Annotated in this window: 18 protein-coding genes and 1 pseudogene; 9 read left to right on the forward strand and 10 right to left on the reverse strand. The window is 68.9% G+C overall.

Annotated elements, in window-relative coordinates; all coding sequences use genetic code 11:
• Positions 1 to 534: 534 nt before the first annotated feature.
• A complete protein-coding gene (locus GA0070607_RS00085; protein WP_089016328.1) occupies positions 535 to 1,635 on the reverse strand; it encodes a hypothetical protein in 1,101 nt (366 codons plus the stop codon).
• On the opposite strand from GA0070607_RS00085, the gene GA0070607_RS00090 reads away from it, so the two are divergent.
• From GA0070607_RS00090 to GA0070607_RS34030, 3 genes are all read left to right on the forward strand, one after another.
• Positions 1,603 to 1,932 carry a Rossmann-fold NAD(P)-binding domain-containing protein gene (locus GA0070607_RS00090; protein ID WP_089016329.1) on the forward strand — a complete coding sequence of 110 codons (330 nt, stop codon included), beginning with the start codon at positions 1,603 to 1,605 and terminating at the stop codon, positions 1,930 to 1,932. The genes GA0070607_RS00085 and GA0070607_RS00090 overlap by 33 nt on opposite strands.
• Positions 1,933 to 1,977: 45 nt before the next feature.
• Entirely contained in the window at positions 1,978 to 3,099 is a 1,122-nt protein-coding gene (locus GA0070607_RS00095; protein WP_089016330.1) for an NADH:flavin oxidoreductase, read from the forward strand.
• A 208-nt stretch (positions 3,100 to 3,307) separates the two neighbouring features.
• Complete coding sequence (locus tag GA0070607_RS34030; RefSeq protein WP_157743027.1) at positions 3,308 to 3,622, forward strand: hypothetical protein; 315 nt, start codon at positions 3,308 to 3,310, stop codon at positions 3,620 to 3,622.
• Between the two features lie 114 nt (positions 3,623 to 3,736).
• Here the strand turns inward: GA0070607_RS34030 and GA0070607_RS33730 are convergent, their stop codons facing one another.
• Both GA0070607_RS33730 and GA0070607_RS33115 read right to left on the reverse strand, forming a co-directional pair.
• Positions 3,737 to 4,636, reverse strand: a complete 900-nt coding sequence (locus GA0070607_RS33730) for a BTAD domain-containing putative transcriptional regulator (protein ID WP_269458443.1) — start codon at positions 4,634 to 4,636, stop codon at positions 3,737 to 3,739.
• Positions 4,637 to 4,726: 90 nt separating this feature from the next.
• A pseudogene (locus GA0070607_RS33115) lies at positions 4,727 to 5,047 on the reverse strand (VOC family protein); the annotation flags it as partial.
• Between the two features lie 313 nt (positions 5,048 to 5,360).
• On the opposite strand from GA0070607_RS33115, the gene GA0070607_RS00110 reads away from it, so the two are divergent.
• The 3 genes from GA0070607_RS00110 to GA0070607_RS00120 all read left to right on the forward strand — a co-directional run bounded on the left by GA0070607_RS00110 (position 5,361) and on the right by GA0070607_RS00120 (position 8,183).
• The gene (locus tag GA0070607_RS00110; RefSeq protein ID WP_157743028.1) at positions 5,361 to 5,840 is read left to right on the forward strand and encodes a YcxB family protein; all 480 of its coding nucleotides are present in this window, start codon (positions 5,361 to 5,363) and stop codon (positions 5,838 to 5,840) included.
• A 265-nt stretch (positions 5,841 to 6,105) separates the two neighbouring features.
• Entirely contained in the window at positions 6,106 to 7,581 is a 1,476-nt protein-coding gene (locus tag GA0070607_RS00115; RefSeq protein ID WP_089016334.1) for a tetratricopeptide repeat protein, read from the forward strand.
• A 167-nt stretch (positions 7,582 to 7,748) separates the two neighbouring features.
• On the forward strand, positions 7,749 to 8,183 hold the full coding sequence (locus GA0070607_RS00120; RefSeq protein WP_089016335.1) for a hypothetical protein: 435 nt from the start codon (positions 7,749 to 7,751) through the stop codon (positions 8,181 to 8,183).
• Between the two features lie 142 nt (positions 8,184 to 8,325).
• Here the strand turns inward: GA0070607_RS00120 and GA0070607_RS00125 are convergent, their stop codons facing one another.
• Positions 8,326 to 10,722 carry a DUF4132 domain-containing protein gene (locus GA0070607_RS00125; protein WP_089016336.1) on the reverse strand — a complete coding sequence of 799 codons (2,397 nt, stop codon included), beginning with the start codon at positions 10,720 to 10,722 and terminating at the stop codon, positions 8,326 to 8,328.
• On the reverse strand, positions 10,722 to 11,108 hold the full coding sequence (locus tag GA0070607_RS00130) for a hypothetical protein (RefSeq protein ID WP_089021552.1): 387 nt from the start codon (positions 11,106 to 11,108) through the stop codon (positions 10,722 to 10,724). The genes GA0070607_RS00125 and GA0070607_RS00130 overlap by 1 nt, the downstream gene beginning before the upstream one ends.
• 236 nt (positions 11,109 to 11,344) lie before the next feature.
• On the opposite strand from GA0070607_RS00130, the gene GA0070607_RS00135 reads away from it, so the two are divergent.
• Positions 11,345 to 11,665 carry a hypothetical protein gene (locus tag GA0070607_RS00135; RefSeq protein ID WP_089016337.1) on the forward strand — a complete coding sequence of 107 codons (321 nt, stop codon included), beginning with the start codon at positions 11,345 to 11,347 and terminating at the stop codon, positions 11,663 to 11,665.
• Positions 11,666 to 11,907: 242 nt separating this feature from the next.
• Complete coding sequence (locus GA0070607_RS00140) at positions 11,908 to 12,369, forward strand: GNAT family N-acetyltransferase (protein WP_089016338.1); 462 nt, start codon at positions 11,908 to 11,910, stop codon at positions 12,367 to 12,369.
• 195 nt (positions 12,370 to 12,564) lie between these two features.
• Here GA0070607_RS00140 and GA0070607_RS00145 read toward each other — a convergent pair whose 3' ends face one another.
• Together GA0070607_RS00145 and GA0070607_RS00150 are read right to left on the reverse strand one after the other, a co-directional pair.
• On the reverse strand, positions 12,565 to 13,425 hold the full coding sequence (locus GA0070607_RS00145; protein ID WP_089016339.1) for an RNA polymerase sigma-70 factor: 861 nt from the start codon (positions 13,423 to 13,425) through the stop codon (positions 12,565 to 12,567).
• Positions 13,426 to 13,434: 9 nt separating this feature from the next.
• On the reverse strand, positions 13,435 to 14,355 hold the full coding sequence (locus tag GA0070607_RS00150; protein ID WP_197701209.1) for an NAD-dependent epimerase/dehydratase family protein: 921 nt from the start codon (positions 14,353 to 14,355) through the stop codon (positions 13,435 to 13,437).
• 354 nt (positions 14,356 to 14,709) lie between these two features.
• Between GA0070607_RS00150 and GA0070607_RS00155 the strand changes: the two genes are divergently transcribed.
• Positions 14,710 to 15,039, forward strand: a complete 330-nt coding sequence (locus tag GA0070607_RS00155) for a hypothetical protein (protein WP_157743029.1) — start codon at positions 14,710 to 14,712, stop codon at positions 15,037 to 15,039.
• Positions 15,040 to 15,202: 163 nt separating this feature from the next.
• Here GA0070607_RS00155 and GA0070607_RS00160 read toward each other — a convergent pair whose 3' ends face one another.
• Genes GA0070607_RS00160 through GA0070607_RS00170 form a run of 3 tightly spaced genes read right to left on the reverse strand, consistent with a single transcriptional unit; the run spans position 15,203 to position 16,693 of the window.
• Positions 15,203 to 15,457: a DUF202 domain-containing protein gene (locus GA0070607_RS00160; RefSeq protein ID WP_089016341.1), complete on the reverse strand. Its 255-nt coding sequence runs from the start codon at positions 15,455 to 15,457 to the stop codon at positions 15,203 to 15,205.
• Positions 15,454 to 15,807 carry a YidH family protein gene (locus tag GA0070607_RS00165; RefSeq protein WP_089016342.1) on the reverse strand — a complete coding sequence of 118 codons (354 nt, stop codon included), beginning with the start codon at positions 15,805 to 15,807 and terminating at the stop codon, positions 15,454 to 15,456. Before GA0070607_RS00165 ends, GA0070607_RS00160 begins: the two co-directional genes overlap by 4 nt.
• Complete coding sequence (locus GA0070607_RS00170) at positions 15,800 to 16,693, reverse strand: formylglycine-generating enzyme family protein (protein ID WP_269458411.1); 894 nt, start codon at positions 16,691 to 16,693, stop codon at positions 15,800 to 15,802. The genes GA0070607_RS00165 and GA0070607_RS00170 overlap by 8 nt, the downstream gene beginning before the upstream one ends.
• Positions 16,694 to 16,718: the final 25 nt, after the last annotated feature.

Below are 16,718 nucleotides of genomic sequence, written 5' to 3' on the forward strand. Positions count from 1 at the left end.
CATTCCGCCGTCGTCGCCGTCGCCGCAGTCGTGTTGGGGCTGCTCTCGTTCGCCGCCGACTTTGCCGGGGCTGTTGTCGGTCAGGTCGTGGTCGCGCTCACCAGGAGTGGCTTCGCCTGGGGTCTGGCGGCCTTCCTGTTCGGCCGTTCCGCCGCGGACGCTGGACGAGCCGCTGTCGGTGCTACCGGGCTGTTGGCGCTGGCCACGCTGGTCTACTACCTGCTTGTGCTGCTGGTCAGTCGTCGGTGGAGCGGGGGGTACCTGGAAGACGGCACGTCGGCCGACCTGCAGGTCCTGCGCTCCATTGCCATCATGACGGCAGTCCGGCTGATCGGTTCCCTTGTCGCGGGGCCAACGCTCGGCCTGCTTGGTGGTGCGTACGAGTGGGTGGAGTGCCGCGGGCGGCGCTGGCTGCTGGGGGCACGGCTGGGCTGCTGTCCGGCGAGGGCTGGCATTCGATTGTGGTGGCCTCGCCCTGGGTTGCCACTCCAGCGAGGTGGCGAAGGCTCTTGCGAGCCTTCGCCACCCGGTTGCCTACCTGATGCTGAACGCGTCCATGACGGTCTGTTCGATGGTGTTGCCGTCGGCGTCGGCCGCCTTGGCCTTGATGCTGACCTTTCCGTTGGTGTCGGACAGTCGCGGGATCCGATAGCTCCCGCTGTAGTCGCCGCCTCGCTTGGCGTGGACCTTCACCTGCTGCCAGGTGACCCCGCCGTCCGTGCTGATCGACAGCTCCAGGCCGGCGACCGGCGAGGTGTGCGGGAACTGGTGGTAGGCGGTGATCTTCAGCTCGTGCGAGCCGCCGGCCGTCACGGCGTTGGTGGGGTCGACCCCGCCGTCATAGCGCAGGAACAGCAGCGGCTCGGCGTGGCAGGCGACGCCGCCGTCGTCGGGACAGGCAAAGCCTTGCGGCCGTTGGTCCGCGGCCGGCGCCGACGATGTGAAGGTCCATGCCGTCGTGGTGGTGCCGGCCAAGTCGGTGGTGGTCAGCCGGTAGCGGTTCGCCTGCTCCGGGAGGACATAGGAGGGACCCCACAGCACGTTGAATGTCTGCGGTACCTCCTGCCCGTCCGCGGTGTACAGGTGGATGTTCTCCGGCACGAAGGCGTAGGCGCCGTCCTGGATCTCGGCGCTGGCGCCGGAGACCAGGTGCGTCAGCGGAAAGAACGTGTTGCCCTGCCGGCAGAACGAACAGAGCGAGACCGCGTTGTACAACTCGCTGCCGTCCCACCTGCCCGGCTGCGCCTGGAACAGGGTGGGCGACAACTGCGGTGCCCCAGGGACCCGCGGCTGATTGTCCCACCGCTGCGGTGCGCTCGGCCCCGCGCGGTCCACGACCTCCGTGGTCCTGTGACTGTGGTTATCCCACTGCATCCGGACCAGGTCGGGAGCGATTGGGCCCTTGTAGGTGGTGTAGCGGGTGCCCTCGGGGATCTTGGCAAGATCGGTTCCGCCGGTGGCCATCACGTTCCTCCGGAACGCGGAATAGAGGAACTTGCTTTCGTTGGCCGGGGAACCGGCCACCGTCGTGTCGACCTCGGCGAGGTCGTTGTCAGTGAGCGTGGTGTGCAGGGACTCCGGGATCCGGCCCTCCTGGTAGCGGTGGCCGCCCTGGCGCTGACCGAGGATCGGCACGTCGGGGCGGCGTACACCCTCACCGGGCCCGAGGCCGCCAGCCAACTGAAGCAGGTACGGCTCATCGGGACGGCGATCGACCGCGACCTTCGGTGGGAGGAGCAGCCTCGTGCCGAGGCGCGCGAGTCTCTGCTGGCCGCGTGGGGCGATCCGGCGTTCGTGGACATGGCGCTCGACGGGTGGGCCGCCATGATCGACGCGCCGGAGCCGGTCACCACGACCGTGGAGCAGGTCACCGGAGTTCCGGCCCGCGAATTCCGGCAGTGGGCTCTCGACCACGCAGCGGACTTCCGCTAGTCGCGCACCAGCCTCCAGTCAACCGATCAGATTCGAGGATTCAGCATGCCAACATCGACCGCGGACCCCATCGCGGCACTATTTCGTCCGTTCACCATCGGCCGGCTCACCGTGCCGAACCGGATCGTGATGGCGCCCATGACGCGGACCCACTCGCCGGATGGCATACCGGGCCGGGACGTCGCCGCGTACTACGCCCGCCGCGCCGAACACGGGGCAGGACTGATCATCACCGAGGGCACGGTCGTGGATCACCCTGCCTCGGCGAACAGCCCGGCCGTCCCTCGCATCTTCGGCGCCGCGCCACTGGCCGGCTGGGCTCGCGTTGTCGACGCGGTGCGTTCCGCCGGCGGCCGGATCGTCCTGCAGTTGTGGCACGTCGGTACCGACCGCAAACCAGGTGATCTGCCGAACCCGAGCGTGCCACCGGTTGGCCCCTCCGGACTTTCCAGCAGCGGCGAGCCCGTCACGGCGCCGATGACACAGGCGCAGATCGATGACGTGATCGCGGCGTTCGCGCGAGGGGCGGCGGAGGCCGAACGCCTGGGCTTTGACGGCGTCGAACTCCACGGCGCGCATGGTTACCTCATCGATCAGTTCTTCTGGGAGCGAACCAACCGGCGTACCGACCGCTACGGCGGTGACCTTGCCGGGCGAACTCGGTTCGCCGCCGAGATCGTGGCCGCGTGCCGGCGCGTGGTGGCGAAAGACTTTCCCATCTTCCTCCGCTTCTCCCAATGGAAGATGGACGACTACACCGCACATCTGGCGGAAACACCGGCCGAGCTTGAGTCGTTTCTCGCGCCACTGCTAACCGCCGGTGTCGACGTTTTCCACTGCTCGACCCGACGTTTCTGGCTACCCGCGTTCCCGGATTCGCCGCTCACGCTGGCCGGGTGGACCCGAAAGTTGTCCGGTCGCCCGACAATCGCCGTCGGCTCGGTGGGGCTCGATGGACCGGAGTTCCTAGACTCGATCCGCACCGGGGCAGGCGTTGGCAACGCCAACCTGGGCAGTGTCGTGCAACTACTGGAACGCGGCGAGGCCGACCTCGTGGCCGCCGGGCGTGCCCTGCTCGCCGATCCCGCCTGGACAGCGAAGATCCGCGACGGCCGGCACGACGAACTCGTGCCCTTCCACGTCCAAGCGCTCGGATCTCTCCAGTAACGCACCAATCCCGCCTGGCGGTCGCAGCGGGTTATGCGGAAGCGACCCAACACTCCGGCCATTCCCTCACAGGGCCCCGCCCTCAGGTCGAGTAGCCCGGACGAGATTCACCTCCCCGGCTACTCGGCCTGGGGGCACGAGCCATGATCAAATACACGCTCATCGGCATGTCCGGAAGGAACCGCACGCGGCTGACTCGGCCCCGGGTGTGGCCGCAGTCGTGTGTCTACGTGGTCGACGGGCCCTGCGCCGGTTCACCGTCACCGACGGCTGCGCGTTGCGCGGCGGCGAGGTCTTCGGCACCTGCGACACCGGCTCCTTTGACGGCGTACGCGTCGACGACGCGGGCCGGGTCTGCGTCGCCACGCACGACGGGCTGCACTGCTCCCACCCCGTCGGGCAGTCGCCAGACCATCCAGCCTCCCCGGACGGGGCCAAGGTGGAGCCCATTACCGAACGACCTTGGCCCCGTCCGGGAAGGCTGGTAGCCCTTGTGGTGCCCGGCGAGGGGATCCCCGGCTGATGTCTGAGGAGAGGTCGGGGTTCGGGGCGATCCCCGAGGTCTTCCCAAGGTTTTGCGCCCTTCAGCGTGGCCGGCCGGCTGGTGCCGGCCTGAAGTCCCAGCAGGCCCGGGTGGCTAGTGCTTTTGCCCGCTCGAGGCTGCGCGCGGTGTCCGGACTTCTTGATGTGGGATGACGTGCTCCATGCCGGCGTCGGTCAGCCGTCGGTTGAAGGTGGTGAGCAGGTCTTCGGCAGCGGCGTGATCGCCGAGCGCTTCGAGGGCGTGTATGGCGCGGCGGTGCAGGTTTTCGTTGTACGGGTCGACGCGGATCGCGTCTTGCAGTAGGGACAGCGTGCGCCGCGGGTTGGGCTGGGTGGCGGCTAGTGCGGTGTAGGCGTCGATGACGTGCCGGCGTAGGGCTTCTCGTGGCGGGTTGAGCCACGGCCAGTCGTGTTCGGCGGCGAGGTTGCCGGTGTGGGCGTTGATGACGGCCTGCCAGGCGGCGGGGCGTGCGGTCACTGCGGTGGCGGCATGTTCTACCGCAGCGTGGAACCGCCACAGGTCTACCTCGATGTGGTCGCGGCGCAGGCGGTAGCGGTCGCCGGTGTGCTCGATGAGCGGAGCGTCGCTGACGGCGGTGACGGCTTTTCTGAGGTCGCTGAGGGTGGTGTAGAGGCGGGCGGTGACGGTGTGTGCGGGAAGGCCGGGCCAGATGGTGGTAGGGCTCGGCTGTTGGCGCCGCCGGGATGCACGGCGAGGAAGACCAGGGCTTGGAAGGCCGCGGTGCGTCGGATCGTCACCGGCTGGCCGTGGCTCTGCAGCGCGGTGTCGCCGAGGATTTGTAGGTGCAGTGGCTGTTTGGTGGTGTGGCGGGGCGTGGTTGGCGCTTGGCCTCGAGCGGTCTGCCGTGGGACGCGCGCCCGGGTCGGCGGTGGGTCGGCTGCCGGAGCGAGTGGCGTGTTGTGTCCCGGGTGGGGCTGGGCTTGGCTGATCACTGTGAGCAGATCGGTGGCAGCCGCCGCGTTGAGAACGCACATTCTTGGCGTTGCCGGCTGCCCCTGGGTGCCGTCGTAGGCGTGACCGGTTGCCGTGATCTCCCAGGTTGCGCCGGGCGGCCAGGCTCCGACGAGGCTCCCGGACGAAGGTGACACCGGCCTCGGCCATCCGCCGGTAAGCGGCGTCGAAGTCGTCGACTCGGAGGAAGAAGCCAACTCGGCCAGCTACCTGGCTACCGATTGCGGCACGTTGGTGTTCCCCGTCGGCGCGAGCGAGGAGAATCCCGGTCTGGGCACCCGGCGGCCGGACCACGACCCACCGCTTGGGCCGCCCGTCATTGGTCAGCGATGGGGAATCCTCGACAAGGTCGAAGCCGAGTACGTCGGTGAAGAACGCGATCGCGGGGTCATACTCGTCAACGACCAGGGCAACCAAGTCGATCTTCACCACGACAGCGTACGCAGGGTCCCGTCGTGCTCGCCGCTCGCGCGCCGACAGCGGCAGAGATCCGGATACTGAGTCCCCCCAGTAGGGACAGGAAGTCCGTCTGCGCGGGCAGAGGGCCTCATGGGCGTGGTTGGGGGTCTCGGTCTTCGGCGAAGGCTGTCTGCTCCGCGGGTGCAACCCAGATGCCGGATAGCTGTCTGACGTGGTGGACCATGTTCTTCACTCGGCAGGTTCCCGACGCTTCGGGCGGCCGTCGCTGTCACGCTGCGCGACGCGCAACTTGCGGCGATGCCGTGCCATACTGCGGCGCGTGCACGTGACCGGGGAAGTGCAGATGACGTACGGCCTGCTGCGGCGGATGAGCCAAGACGCCCAGGGCCGCTGGCAACGCGTCATGCGGATGCTCCTGCTCGCCCTCGCGGCACTGGTTGTGCTGCTGGCCACGCTGCTCGCGACACTGACCGGGTTCAACGGTCGGCTGCTCTACCTCGTGCTGGTGTTGTGTGCCGCGTTCGCCGTGACAGAACTCCATCCGGTACTGAGTTGGTTGCTGCAGCGCCGTCTCTTCGTCGAGCCGTTCCAGTACGGGGTGAGCACGTCGGGCGTCGACATCCAGACCGCGAGCAGCCGGACCCAGATCGACTGGTCCGGCATCACCCGGATTCGGCGGCGACGCCATACCTGGCTGCTGAAGTACGGAATGAGCCAGATCCCGGTGCCGCGAGCGGCGTTCTCGCCCGAGGATCAACGGATCGTGGACGACTTCATCGTCGGGCGCCCCGAGTTCGCCGGGTGACCGTCTCCGACGCGGCCAGCCCGAGCAGCGCGACCGCCGAATTGTGCAGCACGTCGACAGCGTCCCCGCATGCAGCAGCCGACCGCTCGGCTACGGCCAGTAACCCGTACGGCAGTTGCGCAACGCACGGATCGCGGCATTAGCGCGCGCAGTGCGGCAGATGCGGATGTCCGATCATGTTTGTTGATCGCGCCGGGCGGGGCCTCGCTCGAGGTGTTCCCAGGGGTGCGCGAACGTCAGTAGGCGGGCCCTAAACTTGCGGCTCGTGACGACATCCCTCACTCCGGTCGAGCTGGCCTTCGCGCTGTTGCGGGAGGGCCGTATGGGCGATGCCGAGAATCTCATGACGCGTGAGCTGCAGGCCGCCACGGACAAACATGGTCACGGCAGCCCGGAATGGGCCTCAGCTCAATGCGACCTCGGCAATGTGCTGCTCAACGCCGATCAACTCGACCGCGCGATCGAGTGCTACCGCCGCGCCGTCTCCGCGACGCCGCGCGATCAGGAGTCCCGCAAGGAGCAGTTGACCTACCGACTCAATCTGGGCTTGGCGCTGCGTATGGCCGGACGACTCGACGAGGCCGAGACGGAGTTACGGCAGGGCGTTCAGGAGCGGCTCGCCTTCTACGGTCGCGAGCATGCCGGGTACGCGTTCGGCCTGGAACCGCTGGCGGACCTGCTGCGGCAGCGTGGCGACGTGGTAGGTGCCCGGCAGGTCGTCGAGGAGGCGGTGGCCAACCTGTGGCGCAACGGGCACGAGCGGGTGGCCTCCGCGTTGGCGCTGCGAGCAGCGATTGTGCACGCCGGTGGCACCAGCGAGCCGCTCTTCGTGGGCCTGCACCAACTGCCGGACGAGGTCGTCGAGCAGGTCGGGCGAGTCGTCACCGACATGCTGGACCACGACGATCCGGCATCCAAGCCCCTGCTCACCTCCCTGGTCACCGCCATGGAGGAGCGGCTCGGCATTGACCACCAGGCGACGCTCAACGCTCTGTCCGCGCTGGCGAACCTCGGCCGTGATCTCGGTGACCAGGCAGGACGGGTTGATGCGATCGAGCGGGTGCTCGCTTCGTACGACCGCCAGGGCCGGCAGGAGGAGGCGCTGACGGCAGCGCTCGGCTTGGCGATGGCCCAGGACGACGCCGGCGATGCCGAGGCGGCGCTGCGCACGTACGCCTCGGCGCACGCGAGGGCGGAGCGCATCGGTCGTCCGGAGCTGCGGAGTCAGGTGCTGCGCAACTGGGGTCTCGCGCTGAAGGAGGCCGGCCAGGTGGGCCTGGCGGAGCAACGGCTGACCGAGGCAGTGAACCAGGCGCGCCGCGGCACCGACCATGACACGGTCGGCCAGGCCTGCATCGCCCTCGGCCTGTTCCTCCAGCATGAGGCCCGGCTGTCGGAGGCCCGCACGGTCCTAGAGGAGGGCCTGCCCGTCATGGATCCTGTACACCCGGACGCGATCATCGGCCGCAGCCACCTCGGTGCAGTCCTGGACGGCCGCACCTGCGGGTGCGGCGACATGGCAGGCACGATCGCCGACGCGTTCCGCGAGTTCGTCATTACCAGGCTTCCCGCGGACCTGCTCGACCGCCTCGACGTGGCGATCGTGGACGGCGACTTCAAGATCGAAGTCGGCCTGCGGCGAGAACCGACCGAATCCGAGCTCGAGCGGCTCAACGACGTCTTCCAGACCGCTCACGGGGAATTCCGGCGGCGGATCAGCGAGCCCCGCTACGCCGACTGACCGCCCGACTGCCGTTGCGGTACCAGGCCATCGGAGCACGGGGCCAAGCCTCGACCTCGCCATGATCACACGCACTGTCCTCCGCAGAGTCGGGCGGCAGCGGCTGGGGGACGCGCGGTCTGCGCGCAGTGAGCGGATGCGTCGGCTCATCTACTACCGTCCGGGCTGTGGCAGCCAAAGCAGCGGGAGCGTTTCGTCGGACGCCGATCGAGCGATCAGACCAGCGGGTCGCATGGGAACGGACGGACCAGGCCTTCTTCGCTGCCGGAGCGTGTCACATCCTCGCCTGGGTCTGCCGGGGTTCCTATCCAGACCGGCCCATCGAGATAATCGCGGTGCGCTTTCCGGGCGAGCGGCAGGTCTTCCACACCTACGCGGCCTGGGGTGGCTGGGCGTTCGACCACTCGGGCTGGAATCCGGAGCCGCAACTGCTGGCTGTCAACACAGACTTCCAAGGCCACCCGCTAGAACACATCAAGATCAAGGACAGTCTCGCTGAGTTCTGCGAGAAGCACCACCACCGCAGGCCGAACCAGTATTGGCATGACCCGCTCCCCCGTGCTCGCGACTACGTCGGCCGATACATCCCGCCCTGGGCGTAGCCCCTTACCCGGGCACCCACACCGGAAAAGCACATCTGCCGAGCGGGCTTAGCTACGGACGGTGATGGCCGCACCGGCCGCCTACGCGCTCGACCCGCGACATGAGCGGACGTTCAACCTGCTTTCCGAGGCTGACTGGTGGTCAACGGTGTGCGCGCAGCTGGGCCGCGATCGACGGGTCCGTGATCCGGGCATCGTCGGCGAGCAGAAATGCCTTGCTGAGGATAAGCGCGAGCCGGTCGTCCTCGAAGGGCAGGAAGACCCGCTCGTGTAGTTGGCGTCGGGACGGCACGACGCAGAGGTACGTATTTCCAGACTCCATCAGGATGTTTGCGCTACCCAGGTGGATCTTGTAGGTGTGCAACTGTCCCCGCACGATGAGATGGCGCTCGGTCAGCTCACACCGATCGGCGAGTCTCGTGCGCGGGATGATCCGCTCCAGCGCGCTCCGCCGGGTCTGTGCCGTCGCCGTCAGCTCGGCGAGGCTCGCCTCCCGCCAGTAATCGACGTAAAGGTCGTCCCCCCGGTCCATCCAATGGGGATCGACGGCGATCGAGGTCACGGACACGAACAGGTCCACGTCGCGCATGGCCTCGCTGAAGGCGATGGCTGGAACGTCGGCCAGCTGCGCCGGCCGCCAGGTGCCGTCGACACGGCGATCGAACCACACCCGGCCGGTGCTGGCGCACTCGACGCCGTCCGGTTGTTGGTCGCGGAAGTCATGCCGGAACCCGACCCGCCAGGCCCCGCCGGGCAGGACCCGGTACGCGTCGTCGGTGTCCCCGCCGTCCCACGGACCGAGCCTCGAACACGTCCAGCCCCGGCCCTTTACCAGCGCGTACAGCTGCCGGTAGTGCACGATGTGCGCGGCGAACCGGTTGGAGTAGGTTTCGGTTTGCAGCTCGGCCGGCGTCAGCAGGTAGACCTCCCGGAACGCCTGCTTGAACGGTTGCCGCAGTTCGCGATCGGTGAGCTCATCGCGCCAGCCCCGGATCTCGTTGGCCGCCGAGTTCAGCGGATGCCACAGCCGAATGTCGGCCTCCGGCTCGGGCTCGGGCACGGCCGTCCCGCTCAGATCCGCGAAGCCGTCGCCCGTGGGGAGCACCGACCGCCATTGGCCGGACGCGCCCGGTACTTCCCAGATCAGGCGCCGCACCACGCTCCACCCGAGACCGTTCGCCGCCAACTCGTCACGCCAGCGGCGGTACGGCAGCGTGGCGCCGGCGGTGAAGCCAAATTCCAGCGACCGGGCTACCGTCGCGAGATGTCCCCGGGCCTGCTTCACCAGGTCGCGCAGTTCCTTTACGGTGTCGGCGTGGTCGCGCCGTACAGCCGCCGGGACAGTCGCCAGCGCCTTGCCGTCCGCCCGCCGCCAGGCCAGGTCGACGTCGTGGGACAGGGTGATGACCGCGTCATACCCGCCGACGGTCACAGTCCGGACGCCATCGGACCCGAATCCGAGGTCGGGTAGTCGGAACGCCACGTCGGGCCGATCCCCCAGGGCAGTTTCGATTCGCCGCAGCTCGCGGTCGAGCTGTTTGTGTATGCCCTTGTGCCGGGCTGCGGCGCGCGCGGCACGCAGCGCGGCCAACGCCTCCGGCGTGGGGAAGTCTTCGATGGCGCGGGCCCCCTCGTGCAACAGCGCCTGCGAGGGGGCTGTCCTTGCGGCGGTCGGCGCCACGGCGACGCCCAGCAGGAGCGGTCGCAGCAGGTCCATCAGCCAGGGCTCGTCCCGCAGCAAGGCGACCCGCACCGCCCGGCCGAGCGCCCCAACCTCGTCCCTCTCGAACGCCGCGTCCGCCTTGTACGCGATCCTGCCGGACTGAATATCCGCGACCCGCCTGTGTGCCGCCTCGAGCGCCCGGTGCGCGAACGACGCGTACCCGGGCAGGTCGGCCAGTCGTTGCCACAGGTCCGGCAGCGGCGGCGGCGAGTGGTACGAGCGCTCCCCGCTCGCCTCGGCGAGCAGCGCCTGCGCGGTGAGGCCGAGCGCGGACACCACAGCGGCCTCGTCCCGGGCGATCGAATGCAACGACCACGCGAATAGTTTGCTATCGATACGCGCGGTCAACCCGCCGCCAAGCCCGGCCAGGGCCATCAGCGCGTACGGATGATCAAGCCGGTATCGGTCGCCGAGTAGAGTGACGAGTTTCCCGGCCGATCGCGCCGCCTCCTCCGGCAATGGCCCCTCGCAGCGGGCCAGTGCGTTGACCGCCAGCACCGCATATCCGCCGTACCCGCCCCGCTCCAGCTTCTCGACGGCGACGGACAGCATGGCGGCACACGGTTCCGGCGTGAACGCCGGCTGCCGCAACTGGCCCGCCGTCACGATGGCCCCCACCACCCGGTGGGCGGGGTGCTGGGCCGACAGGCGAAAGGCGACGGGCAGCAGTACGCCGAGCTCCCGGTCGCTGAGCCGGGACGTGTCCACCGGCTCACGCGCGATCGGGTCGTCCTCGGCCGCCTCGGGGACGGTCAGCACCCGCAGCAGGCTGACCGCGTACGGCGACAAGGTCACATCGGGAATCACCGCGGTCATCAACCACCGACCAGGGGAACGAGCCGGAGAAACATGATCTCGGTGCCCGTCCGAAGATCGACCTGCGCGTCGAGGTCCTCGACCTGCCGGTCGTCGACGAGCACGATGAATCCGTTGCGACTGAACGCCTCCACCGCGCGATCGTACTGGCGGTGCGGATCGACCCGCCGATGCTCGTACACGGGGGCGCCATTGAGCCCACGCTCGATCTCCGACGGCTGCACCAGTCCCCGGAACTCTCCCGAGCGCCGGGCGTTGTGCTCCGCAACCTCCTGGAACACACGGCGACGAATGACCTCGCGCAGCGGCAGCCGCTCCTCGAAGATCTCCAGATGCCACGCGTCGGGCCCGCGACCCGCGGTCGTTTCATCGACGATGCTTATCATCACCACGGCGGTCAGCCTGCCAAACAGGGCCGACAATTCCCCATCGCGCCGCCTGGCATCTCGTGCCTGCCCAACCGGAGCGACCCCATCCTCTGAACGCCCGCTCATGGGTCAAAGCCGCGCGGTCAGCGGCAGTTAATGACGCGCGAGGGCCCTTTTGCGGGGGCCATGGGAGGAGCCGATCGCCTCGTGCGGCAGGGGACTCGCCGTGGCAGCGTCGCTCTACGATGGCCTGCATGCTGCCGATCGAGGATGATGCACTGCTGGGCATCCGGCGGAGCGCGGTGTACCGAACCGCCGTGTGGTTGGCTCGCCTGGCCAACCTTGTGCTGCTTCCGGTGGTTGTCTGGGGCATCGTCTCCGTAGCGCAGATTGCGCCCACGCTGCCGCAACCGGTCTTCATGGGGGCCTGGGCAGTCGGCTGCGTGACGCTCGTGCCCGCCGTGGTGCTCTTCTACCGCTCCGGCATCTCCTTCGGGCGCAGGGGCTTGACCTGGGTCACCGACGAGCGTGTTGGCAACGCGGTCCTTCGGGATGTCTTTTGGCTCCGCCGCTGACGAGCAGTGGTTCTCGCCAAAGCCGTACCCGCGACGGAGAGGCAGGCAACGGCTCATCGGCACGACGGTGCGCCGGCTTGACCCGGTTGTCGTGACGCCGCATAGGCGCGGTCGGCGGCCAGAACCGGATGGTGCGCCGCTGACGCTGGGGCCGCTGGGCTTGCTCCATGGTTCGTCAAAGCCGCCGTCCTCCGTCTTCATGCCCCACCGGCTCGCTACTGCTCCCTAGCTAGCCTGTCCGGGTGTCTGATCTTCGCTTCGAGACGGTGCGGCCAGACGGCGGCGATGCCGTCCTCACGGACTGGCAGCACGTCCACAACGTAATCATCGCTACCGAGCCGCTCTCGGTCGAGGAGATCCGAGTACGCGCCCACCGCAACCGCCTGACCGCCACGTATCACGGCGACACGCTCGTGGGCTGCTCGACGGTCCGTCCGCCGGCCGACGACCGGGCAACGGCGACGGTTATCATCCGCGTCCTGCCTGAGCACCGCCGGCAAGGCTTCGGCGAGCAGATGTACGTTGAGGCACTCGCCACGGCGTACGAGATCGGCGCCCGAGTGATAGAGACCGTCGTGCTGGCTTCCAACGAGGAAGGTCTACGGTTCGCCGAACGGCACGGCTATGTCGAGATCGACCGATACATCCTCGACGGCGACACGACCCCGTTCATCGACCTCCGGTTGACCGACACCGCAGGGTGATTCCTCCGCACTGTCATCGATAAATCCGTGCGTTGAGGGCGACGTGGCCGTGTTTGCGGTGGCCGATCAGGTCGCTGGCTGTTCAACTTACCGCCTGTCGGCGTACTCGTTGATATGGCTGGCTGAATGGAACGGTGATCCGGAACTGTTCCGTTGAGGATCATCTTAGGTTCATGATCGACGGAGGAGGTGGGATCAGCGGGTGAGGCCTCGGAGCTTGTCCGGGTTGCCCTGCATGCGTACGCCGGTGATCCGCTCGCCGTCGAAGTCGAGGCAGATCGCCCCGGCCGGTTGCCCGTCGGCCAGGCCGAGGATGCCCGGCCCGCCGTTGATCTCGGTGATCACGAGCAGTGTGTTCTGCGTCTCCGGCTTGGCGAAGACCCCGAGCAGCCAGCGGGCGACGTTGTCGGCGCCTTCCAGCGGCCGGCGGGCCGCGGTCACCTTGCCACCGCCATCCGACCAGCAGATCACCTCGGGCGCCAGGAGTTCCATCATCGCGTTCAGGTCGCCTCCGGCACAGGCCTTGCGGAACCGGTCCACTGCTTCTCGGCGTACGCCTTGGTCGACGTCGAAGCGAGGCCGGCGGGCCGCGACGTGCGCCCGCGCCCGGACCGCGGTCTGCCGCACCGCGACCTCGGACCTGTCCAGAATGGACGCGACCTCGGCGTGGTTGAAGCCGAAAACGTCGTGGAGCAGGAAGATCGCGCGTTCGGCGGGGGTGAGCGTCTCCAGGACGACGAGCATCGCCATCGAGATCGACTCGGCCATCTCGGCCTCCTGTCCCGCGTCGGGCGCGGTGAGCACCGGCTCGGGCAGCCACGGCCCGACATACGTCTCCCGGCGGGCGCGGGCCGAGGTGAGTTGGTTGAGCGAGAGGTTGGTGACGGTCTTGACCAGGTACGCCCGGGGGTGCGCGAGCTGGCCGCCGTCGACGTCGCGGCACCGCAGCCAGGCCTCCTGCAGGATGTCCTCGGCATCGGCGACGCTCCCCGTCATCCGGTACGCGACATCGAAGAGCAGCCGCCGATGCTGAGCGAAGACCTGGCTATCGATCATGGAAACAGGCTAGACGTGACCGTGCGCCTGCGCACGCAGCCCGTCCAGCACCGTCGCGTACGCGGGCTGCCACCCGAGCTCGCGGCGGGCCTTCTCGCTCGAGACCCGCAGGGTGACGCCGAGCATCAGGTGCATGTAGGGCGCGACCGCCATCATCCACGTGGGCACGGTGAACGGCTTGGGTGTGCCGAAGGTCTCGGCGATCGCCCGGATCATCTCCCCGAAGCCCATGTGGTCATCGACGACGTTGTACGCCTCACCGGGCCGGCCGCGATCGATCGCCGCGACGACGGCGGCGGCCGCGTCGGCCAGGTGCGTCCACGGCGAGATGTGACCGTGGTCGTTGAACGCCGGCAGTTGTCGCTTCCGCAGCATGTGCACCATCGTCTCGGTGCCCCCCGGCCCGTAGAAGAAGCCGAATCGCAGTGAGATCGCCTCCAGCCCCGACTCCCGGGGCAAGCGCTCCTTCTCCCGCATGCCCTCCAGGTGCCGGTTGATGTTCGGGTCCGTCACGGACGCCCCGAACTCGTCGGCCTCGGTCAGAACGCGGTCGCCGAAGTCGCGGTAGCCGTAGCCGACGGCGACGTTCTCGCCGACGAAGCGGCGTACGCCCGCAAGTTTGGCTGCCTTGATCAGGTTTGCGGTCCCGGTGACCCGCAGGTCGTCGGTGCCGAACATGCCCTTGTGCATCATCGGCGGCTTGCGCAACGCGGTCGCGGCGTGCACCACGACGTCGGCCTTGATCCCCTCGAACGCCCGCAGCAGTCCGTCGCGGTCGAGCAGGTCGGCGCGGATCTCGTTGCCCTCGCCGCGGCCCACGCCTAGCACGGTGTGCCCGGCGTCGGTCAGCGCCTCGCGGATGTGCCGGCCGAAAACACCACTGGCTCCGGCCACGATCACACTCTGGTTCTTCATCTCCGTCATGGCCATGGGACAAGGCGGCCTTCCGATCCGTGACATACCCGGGCGTGACCCCGGTCACTCGAGTCCTCCACTCCGGGCTTTGAATTCCAACAGTGAGAGGATCTTGTGGCAGCTCGATAGTCGTCTCGGTGCCGAGTTGGCGATGCAGGCTTGCAAACGCCCACGGGAAAGCCGTGGCGACGCCTCAGCCGGTGCACCTCTCATGATCGAGTGCACTGTCATCGGCTACGCGGATACGCCGCTGTCAGCGTTCGCCAGGAGCGTGGATACGGGCCAGGACCGCAGTCGCGACGCGGAAGCAGCGCGGCGGCGACGACGTGTCGTCCGGACGCCCTATCTTGAGACGGTATGGGAGGCCCGATGACCGAGTTGCTGACCGCGACCGATCTGGAACAGTGGTCCGAGCGTAACGACTCGCGCGAGCACCTGCCGACGCTGGTCCGGCGCCTCATCCTCGCGGTGGCCGCTCCGGAGACACTCCGCATGCCCGCCGCCGAAGCCGTCGGGCTGCCCGGCCTTGATTGCGAGGTCACGAGCCCATCCGGCGCGCCGCCGTTCCTGCTGGCGGGCCGCTCCGTCTGGGAGCTGGGCACGGGCCGAGACCCCAGGACAAGGTGCAACGCGACTACCGGAAGCGGGTCGACGGGTCGACCCGGGGCGAGCGCGCAGGCGTCGTCTTCGTCGTCGTGACGAGCCGGCGGTGGCCCGGCTCGCAGGACTGGGTCGATCGCCGCACGGAGGACGACGATGGCAGGGCGGGTATCCAGGTGCTCGACGCGAAGGACCTTGCCGCGTGGCTCGCCCTCAAGCAGACGACCCAGACCCGGGTATACCAGGCCCGGCAGATGCACACCTAGGCCGTCAGCAGGAGCCCCGCCAGGGTCAGGGCACCGGTCGCGGTCGCGAGGCCAGTGACGGCGAGCAGGCCGCCGCGGCGGCGCACGAGGACCGCCGAAAGCGCCGCGGCCGCGGCGGCGGCCAGGAACAGCGGCCGGGAGCCGGTGTGCAGGCCGAGACGGACCAGCAGCAGCGCGCTGACGACCGAAACCGCGGCGGTACGCGTCCATGCCAGCGCTGTACGTTCCCGCTGCAGGCCCGGATCGCTCACGACACGACGGCGACGACCACCACGGCCGCGCCGAGCACCCCCAGCGCGGCGGCCAGCAGGACAAGCAGCGGGGTGAACGGGAGGCCCTGGTTGAGGCGCATGGCGCGTTGGATGCGGGCCCAGCGGCGGTAGGCGGCGACCGGAAGCAGCGTGCCGGCGACCGCGAGCACAGCCGCGAGGCCGGTGCGAGTGCCGGCCAGCGCCGACGCCGGCAGGAACTGGATCACCGCGATGGCACTGGCCAGGAGGGCGAGCGCCGTGCGGATCCAGGCGAGGAACGTGCGTTCATTGGCGAGGGAAAAGCGGTAGTCCGGCTCGGCGCCCTCCCGCGTCCAGGCGGGCTCAGGCATCGACGGCGCACCGGAAGCCGGCGTGACCGGTCGTGCTGTCCGGTGTCGACGATGTGCGGGCCGAGACGCGGTAGCGGTTGCAGTAGGACTCGTGACACAGGTAGGAGCCGCCGCGCATGACCCGCGTCGCGCCGGCCGGCGGGCCCGCCGGGTCGATGCGGGTAGCCGGAGAGGGGTCGGCATGCCAGTCGGCGCTGAACCAGTCGGCGCACCATTCCCAGACGTTGCCGCTGGTGTTGTAGAGGCCGTAGCCGTTGGGGCGGAACGCGGTCACCGGCGCGGTGCCTACGTGGCCGTCGTCGCCGGTGTTCTGCCGAGGAAACGTGCCCTGCCAGGTGTTGCAGCGGTGCTGGCCGCGCGTGGTGAACTCGTCGCCCCACGGGAAGCGGGCCTGGTCGAGGCCGCCGCGTGCGGCCTTCTCCCATTCGGCCTCGGTCGGCAGGCGCTTGCCGGCCCACGCGGCGTAGGCGGTCGCGTCGTTCCACGACACGTGCACCACCGGGTGGTTCGCCCGCCTGGTCACGTCCGAGCCCGGTCCCTCCGGCGCCCGCCACGATGCCGCCTCCACCGGGAGCCACCACGGCGCGCCGGGCACCTGGCCGTCGAGCACCCGGTGCGCCGCCTCGCCCCGCACGAACAGGTGGAAGACGTAGGACCAGCCGAACCGTTCCGCGTCGGTCTGGTAGCCGGTCGCCTTGACGAACGTGGCGAACTGCGCGTTGGTGACCGCCTTCGTATCGATTCGGAAAGCCGCGACCGACACCTCGCGCACCGGGCCCTCGCCGTCGTCGGGGAAGGCGTCGGTGTCGTCGCCACCCATCCGGAACGGGCCGGCCGGGATCAGCACGGTGCCTCGGGCGGCCTGGTGCGCGTCGACGACCCGCACCGGCGCGACCGGTGCGGGCGCCTGT

This window comes from Micromonospora coriariae, from assembly GCF_900091455.1.
In the GTDB taxonomy this organism is placed as follows: Bacteria; Actinomycetota; Actinomycetes; order Mycobacteriales; family Micromonosporaceae; genus Micromonospora; species Micromonospora coriariae.